Raw genomic sequence first — 6009 nt, 5'->3', positions numbered from 1 at the left:
CATCAAGCGGCAGCGAGGCCTGTGATGCCGCGCCAGCGGTCCCAGGCTTCTCCATTGGGAACCTCCGCGCTCCGCGCGGAGGATCGGGACCGCATCAAGCGGCAGCGAGGCCTGTGATGCCGCGCCAGCGGTCCCAGGCTTCTCCATTGGGAACCTCCGCGCTCCGCGCGCAGGATCGGGACCGCATCAAGCGGCAGCGCGGCCTGTGACCTCTTGCTGATCCGCGACCTGCCCAGCCCCAACCACGACGAGCGCCCCGGGCCGGTCGATATGCTGGTGCTGCACTACACCGGCATGCGCAGCGGCGCGGAGGCCATCGCGCGGCTGCGCGACCCGGCCGCGCGCGTCTCCAGCCATTACGTGGTGGAGGAGGATGGCGCGGTCTTCCGCCTGGTGCCGGAGGACCGGCGCGCCTGGCATGCCGGCGTCTCGCACTGGCGCGGCCAGACCCTGCTGAACGGGCGCTCGATCGGCATCGAGATCGTCAATCCCGGCCACGAATTCGGCTACCGCCCCTTCCCCGCTTTGCAGATGGCCGCGGTCTGCGACCTGTGCCTGGCGATCCTCTCGCGCCATGCCATCGCGCCGCGCGACGTGGTGGCGCATTCGGACATTGCGCCGGATCGCAAGGAGGATCCGGGCGAGCTCTTCGACTGGCCCGGCTTGGCCGCCAATGGCGTGGGACTGTGGCCAGAGGGGGTGGCGACGCCGCAGGCCGATGCGCTGACGCTGCTCGGCCGCATCGGCTATCGCACCGACCTGCCGCTGCCCGTGCTGCTGCGCGCCTTCCAGCGGCGCTGGCGGCAGGGGCGGGTCGATGGCCAGGCGGATGCGGAGACGCTCGGGCGGCTCGCGAGGGTGGCCGCAGCCATGAACGCGCCGCAGGAATTGGCGATCCCCGATTGACCGCGCGGCCCGCAGGCGCGATGTCACCCGCGGCGCCGGGTGGCTGGGCGACCGCTGGCCTCGCAAGAGGCTGGAGGAAAGTCCGGGCTCCACGGGAATACGGTGCCGGTCAACGACCGGCGGGGGTCAAACCCCAGGGAAAGTGCCACAGAAAGCAAACCGCCTCGGCATGCGCCCGAAAGGGTTCGTCCCGCGGTAAGGGTGAAAGGGTGCGGTAAGAGCGCACCGCTCCCTCGGCAACGTGGGAGGCAGGGCAAACCCCACCGGGAGCAAGGCCGAATAGGGGCGGCCGGCGTGATCCCCTCCTCGGAGGGGATGGACGCAGGGGCATTCTCGCCCCGCAGCCCGGGTTGGCCGCGTGAAGCCTGCGGCGACGCAGGCTCCAGAGGAATGGTCGTCCACCGCCGCAAGGCGCGGACAGAACCCGGCTTACAGGCTGCCCGGCGCCACCGGAGCCCGCCGAGGACCTCGCGGACGCGCCGGAACAAGAACAAACCGGGAATTACTGGTCCTGCGCGTCATCACGTGCAGTTTTCTCCGCCTTTTCCGGAGAACTTGCCGCTAATCATCTGTTAAGGCGCGATTTTTCCATCGCGACCTTGCGTCTGGACGCCGGATTTAGCTTGCTCGCCCAGAAAATCCCGGGTATTCCCTGGTTATCCCATGCGGGGCCCTGCTCGGGGGGGCATCAGGGGCTTCGAAGGGGATGGTCGGGCGAGCCGGCGAGGTCGGGGGGCCTCGCCGGCCGCTGAGCGGGGAAAGGCGGCGAGGTGGCCGCCCTTTGGGGGCAACAGCAGCGCGCGATGACCCAATTCGTGGGCACGCATACTGGAAAGCTGGACCGCAAGGGCCGCATTTCCGTGCCCGCGCCCTTCCGCGCAGAGCTGGAGGCTGCCGCCACCAACCAGCTGGTCTTTCGTGTCTCCCACACCCATCCCTGCATCGAGGCACGTTCGCGCCCGGTTTTCCAGCAGATCGTCGACAGGATCGAGGAGCTGCCGCATTTTTCCGAGGAGCGCGAATTGCTGGAATCCACCCTGATCGCCGGCAGCGAGATGCTGAAGCTGGATGGCGAGGGCCGGCTGGTGCTGCCCGAGGATCTGATCGCGGAGGCCGAGCTGGGCGACCAGGTGGTCTTCCTTGGCAAGGGAAATCGTTTCGAGATCTGGAACGAGGCCGCCGGCCGCGCCCATGTCCTGGAGTCGAAGCAGAAGGCGCGCGAAATGCGCCTGACATTGGCCGCCACGGGGCTCAACACGACTCCGAAGAGCGTGCCATGACCGGCCACATCCCCGTCATGCTGGAGGAAGTTCTGGCGTTACTTCAGCCGCGCGATGGCGCCATCTATCTGGACGCCACCTTCGGCGGCGGCGGCTATGCGGCCGCGATCCTGGCCGCGGCCGATTGCACGCTCTGGGCGCTCGATCGGGATCCGGATGCGATCGCGCGCGGTGCCGCCCTCGCCGCGAAGTATCCGCAGAGGTTGCATCTGGTCCAGGCCTGCTTCGGCGACATGCTGGAAAGTCTCGCGGCGCGCGGCGTGCAGGCGCTGGATGGCGTGGTGATGGACCTCGGCGTCTCCTCCTTCCAGATCGACCAGGCGGAGCGCGGCTTCTCCTTCCGCCATGACGGGCCGCTCGACATGCGCATGGGCCGGGACGGCCCGACGGCGGCGGACCTCGTGAACACGTTGCCGGAGCGCGAGCTGGCCACCATCCTCTCCGACTTCGGCGAGGAACGGCATGCGCGCCGCGTCGCCCGCGCCATCCTGCGCGAGCGCGCGACCGCCCCCATCACCACCACCGCGCGCCTGGCCGAGATCGTCCGCGGCGCGGTGCCGCGCGACCCTTCCGGCATCGATGGCGCGACGCGGTCCTTCCAGGGGCTGCGCATCGCGGTGAATGACGAACTCGGCGAGATCGAGCGCGGCTTGGCCGCCGCGCAGTCGCTGCTGGCGCCTGGTGGAAGGCTGGTGGTGGTCTCCTTCCATTCGCTGGAGGACCGGCTGGTGAAGCGCGCCATGGTGGGCGCCGCCGGCCGCGCCGGTGCGGCCTCCCGCCACGATCCCGCGGCGCTGCTGCCGCCGACAGCGCCCGACTTCGACCTGCTGACCTTCCGCGCGCTGCGGCCGGGGGATGCGGAGATCCACGCCAATCCGCGCTCCCGGTCCGCCCGCCTGCGGGCCCTCGAACGCCGCGACCCGACGAGCCAGGGAATCACCGCATGATCCGGCCCTTCACCATCCTCTGCTTCTGCGCCTTCGCCGGGGCGGGTGCCTGGCTCTACCAGGTGAAGCACCAGGTCGCGACGCAGGACCGGGAACTGCGCGAGGTGTGGCGCCAGATCGAGGCGGCGCGCGACCGCACCGCCATCCTGCGCGCCGAATGGGCGCTGCTGAACGAGCCCGGCCGGCTGCGCGAGGTGGCGCTGCGCCACCTGCCGCTGGAGCCGATGCAGCCGCAGCAATTCACCCGCCTGCCGGAGATGGTGCGCCGCCTGCCCACGGCGGTGGCCTTCGCCGGCCCGCCGAACCTCTTCGTGCCGGAGACCCCGCGCAACGCCCCGGTGATGCTGGCCGCGGCCCAGACCCCCGCCCCGGCGGCCGCCGAGCCGGCGCCGCCACCGGCCCGCGCCGCCGCCCCGGCGCCTGCACCCGCACCCGCGCCGGCGGCCCCCGCTCGTGTGGCCGAAACCCCGCGCCGCGCCGCGCCGGAATCGCTGCGCCAAACCGAGGAAGCGCCCGCGCCGCAGGCCCTGGCCGCCACCCTGGCGGCGCAGCGCGCCACGCCGCGCATGTCCCCGCCGGTGCCGGTGCGCGCCGCGCCGCTGCGCGATGCGGCGCCGCGCCAGGCACCCAGCCCCGCGGCCCCCGCCAACGCCACCCCGGCCGCCCCCGCCACTGCCGCCGCGCCCAGCCGCGCGGTGCAGCCGGCCGTTCACATCGCCCCGGCGCGCAGCGCGCCGCCGGTCCGCACCACCCAGGCGGCACCGCCGGCGCCGACCTATGTCTCCGCCCTGGGCGGCGCCTCCTCGCTGGGCCTTGGCCGGCCGATGGCGCCGCCGGTGCCCTTCTCCTCCGCCGCCGCCGCGACGCTCGATCGCCAGGGCGATCTCGCCCCGCCGCGCGCACGCTGAGGCAGGCATGTCCCCCATCCCGCCCGCCCCCGACGCCCTGCCCGCCGGCCGCACCTTCGGCCATCATGCAGCCGCGCGCACCGACGTGGTGCGGGTGGCCCAGCCGGAGCTGGTTCGCCGCGCGGTGATGGAACGCACGCGCTCCCGCCTGCTGATCGCAGCCGGCGGCTTCGCCCTGCTGTTCGGCGCTGTGGCCGCGCGGCTGGCGGATGCCACGCTGATCTCGCCGGCGGAGCCGAAGCGGCTGGCCGCCATGGTGCGGCAGAACGCGCCGCCGGCCGAACACCTGCCCGGTCGCGGCGCCGTCACCGACCGCAACGGGGAACTGCTGGCCGTCACGCTGCCGATCACGGCGCTCTACGCCAATCCCTCCGAGATCACGGACCCGGCCGGCGTCGCCCGCCGCCTGGTGCGCGTGCTGCCGCAGCTGGATGAGGAACGCGTCGCCGCGCGGCTGAGCGGGGAGCGGCAATTCGCCTATCTCGCGCGCGCGCTGACGCCGCGGGAACAGCAGGCGGTGAATTCGCTCGGCATACCGGGCCTCTATTTCGAGGAGGCGGAGCGCCGCGTCTATCCGCAGGGCCGGGCGGCGGCGCATATCCTGGGCGGCGTCGATGTGGACGGCAACGGCACCGCCGGCGTCGAGCGCTATTTCGACGAGCGCCTGCGGCTGCGGCGCGGCGACGACCTGCGCCTGTCGATCGATGTGCGCGTGCAGCTGGCGCTGCGCGACGCGGTGCAGCACGCCATCAACGACTACAATGGCATCGGCGGCGCCGGCATCCTGATGGATGTGCAGAGCGGCGAGATCATCGGCATGGTCTCCCTGCCCGATTTCGACCTCTCCGAACCCGCGCGCGTCGAAGCCGTGACGCCGGGTGCGGATGAGCGCGGCCACAACCCGCGCTTCAATCGCGCGACCGTCGGCGTGTATGAGCCGGGCTCCACCTTCAAGCTGCTGACCGCCTCCATGGCGCTGGAGCTGGGCACGGTGAATATCTGGGGCGGCTACGATGCCTCCCGCCCCATCCGCTACGGGCGCTTCACCATCAACGACTATCGCGGCAAGAATCGCTGGCTCGCCTTGCCGGAGATCCTGGCCTATTCGTCCAACCTCGCCTCCGCCCATATGGCCGCGGCGGTGGGGCCGCAGCGGCACCGGGACTTCATGGTGCGCATGGGCATGGGCTCGCGCATCGGGATCGAGCTGCCGGAAACCGCGGTGCCGCTGATCCCGCGCTCCAATGCCTGGCGCGACATCAATACGCTCACCATCGCCTTCGGCCACGGCATTTCCGTCACGCCGCTGCATGTCATCACCGGCGCCAGCGCCATCGCCAATGGCGGAATCCTGCGTCCGCCCACGCTGATGGCGCAGCCGCCCGGCACCGTCGCCGAAGGCACGCGCGTGATCAGCGAGGGCACCTCGGCCACCATGCGCCGGCTGATGCGGCTGGTGGTGACGGATGGCTCCGCGCGCAGCGCCGATGTCCCGGGCTATTTCGTCGGCGGCAAGACCGGCACGGCGCAGAAGACCGGGCCGAATGGCGGCTATCTGCAGAACAAGCGCATCGCCGCCTTCGTCGGCGCCTTCCCGATGCAGGCGCCGCGCTACGCGGTCTATGTGATGGTGGACGAGCCGACGCCGAATGCGCGCAGCCATGGCTTCGCGACCGCCGGCTGGGTCGCCGCCCCCGCGGCCGGCGAGATCGTGCGCCGCGTCGCCCCCATCCTCGGCATGGCGCCGGAGACGGAGCGGATGACGGAAATCCAGTCGGCGCTGTCCATTCCGATGCAGCCCGGCCGCCCGCGCGGCACCTCCCCCGTGGCGCCCAGCCGCGCCGCGGCCACGCCCGCGCGCACGGCCCCCGCCGCCGCCCCGCCCAGCCGCAGCACCGAAACTCCCGGACGCATGACGCAGAGCCCCGCCTTGTTGCGGGAGGCGAGCATTGCGCCCCGATGAGGCCC

The 6009-nt window shown here is 72.1% G+C and carries 5 protein-coding genes and 1 other RNA gene; all 6 read left to right on the top strand.

Annotated elements, in window-relative coordinates; genetic code table 11:
- The first annotated feature begins 216 nt into the window (after window positions 1-216).
- The 6 genes from J3S20_RS13170 to J3S20_RS13145 all read left to right on the top strand — a co-directional run bounded on the left by J3S20_RS13170 (window position 217) and on the right by J3S20_RS13145 (window position 6004).
- Window positions 217-906, top strand: a complete 690-nt coding sequence (locus J3S20_RS13170; protein ID WP_456305696.1) for an N-acetylmuramoyl-L-alanine amidase — start codon at window positions 217-219, stop codon at window positions 904-906.
- Window positions 907-941: 35 nt separating this feature from the next.
- Window positions 942-1354: RNase P RNA component class A (gene rnpB, locus J3S20_RS13165), an RNA gene on the top strand.
- Between the two features lie 355 nt (window positions 1355-1709).
- Window positions 1710-2186: a division/cell wall cluster transcriptional repressor MraZ gene (locus J3S20_RS13160; protein WP_216836927.1), complete on the top strand. Its 477-nt coding sequence runs from the start codon at window positions 1710-1712 to the stop codon at window positions 2184-2186.
- Window positions 2183-3133 carry a 16S rRNA (cytosine(1402)-N(4))-methyltransferase RsmH gene (gene rsmH / locus J3S20_RS13155; RefSeq protein ID WP_216836926.1) on the top strand — a complete coding sequence of 317 codons (951 nt, stop codon included), beginning with the start codon at window positions 2183-2185 and terminating at the stop codon, window positions 3131-3133. The genes J3S20_RS13160 and rsmH overlap by 4 nt, the downstream gene beginning before the upstream one ends.
- Complete coding sequence (gene ftsL / locus J3S20_RS13150; RefSeq protein WP_216836925.1) at window positions 3130-4041, top strand: cell division protein FtsL; 912 nt, start codon at window positions 3130-3132, stop codon at window positions 4039-4041. The genes rsmH and ftsL overlap by 4 nt, the downstream gene beginning before the upstream one ends.
- Window positions 4042-4048: 7 nt before the next feature.
- On the top strand, window positions 4049-6004 hold the full coding sequence (locus J3S20_RS13145) for a peptidoglycan D,D-transpeptidase FtsI family protein (RefSeq protein ID WP_216836924.1): 1956 nt from the start codon (window positions 4049-4051) through the stop codon (window positions 6002-6004).
- Window positions 6005-6009 lie beyond the last annotated feature (5 nt).

The sequence above is a fragment of the Falsiroseomonas tokyonensis genome, assembly GCF_019024325.1.
Classification (GTDB): Bacteria; Pseudomonadota; Alphaproteobacteria; order Acetobacterales; family Acetobacteraceae; genus Falsiroseomonas; species Falsiroseomonas tokyonensis.
The sequence above is the reverse complement of the archived record's forward strand: the minus strand, read 5'-3'. Positions and strand labels throughout refer to the sequence as shown.

Excerpts from the sequence above, each read along its gene's own strand:
- ftsL (WP_216836925.1), top strand. The coding sequence starts at position 3,130 with ATGATCCGGCCCTTCACCATCCTCTGCTTCTGCGCCTTCGCCGGGGCG.
- J3S20_RS13160 (WP_216836927.1), top strand. The coding sequence starts at position 1,710 with ATGACCCAATTCGTGGGCACGCATACTGGAAAGCTGGACCGCAAGGGC.
- rsmH (WP_216836926.1), top strand. The coding sequence starts at position 2,183 with ATGACCGGCCACATCCCCGTCATGCTGGAGGAAGTTCTGGCGTTACTT.
- J3S20_RS13145 (WP_216836924.1), top strand. The coding sequence starts at position 4,049 with ATGTCCCCCATCCCGCCCGCCCCCGACGCCCTGCCCGCCGGCCGCACC.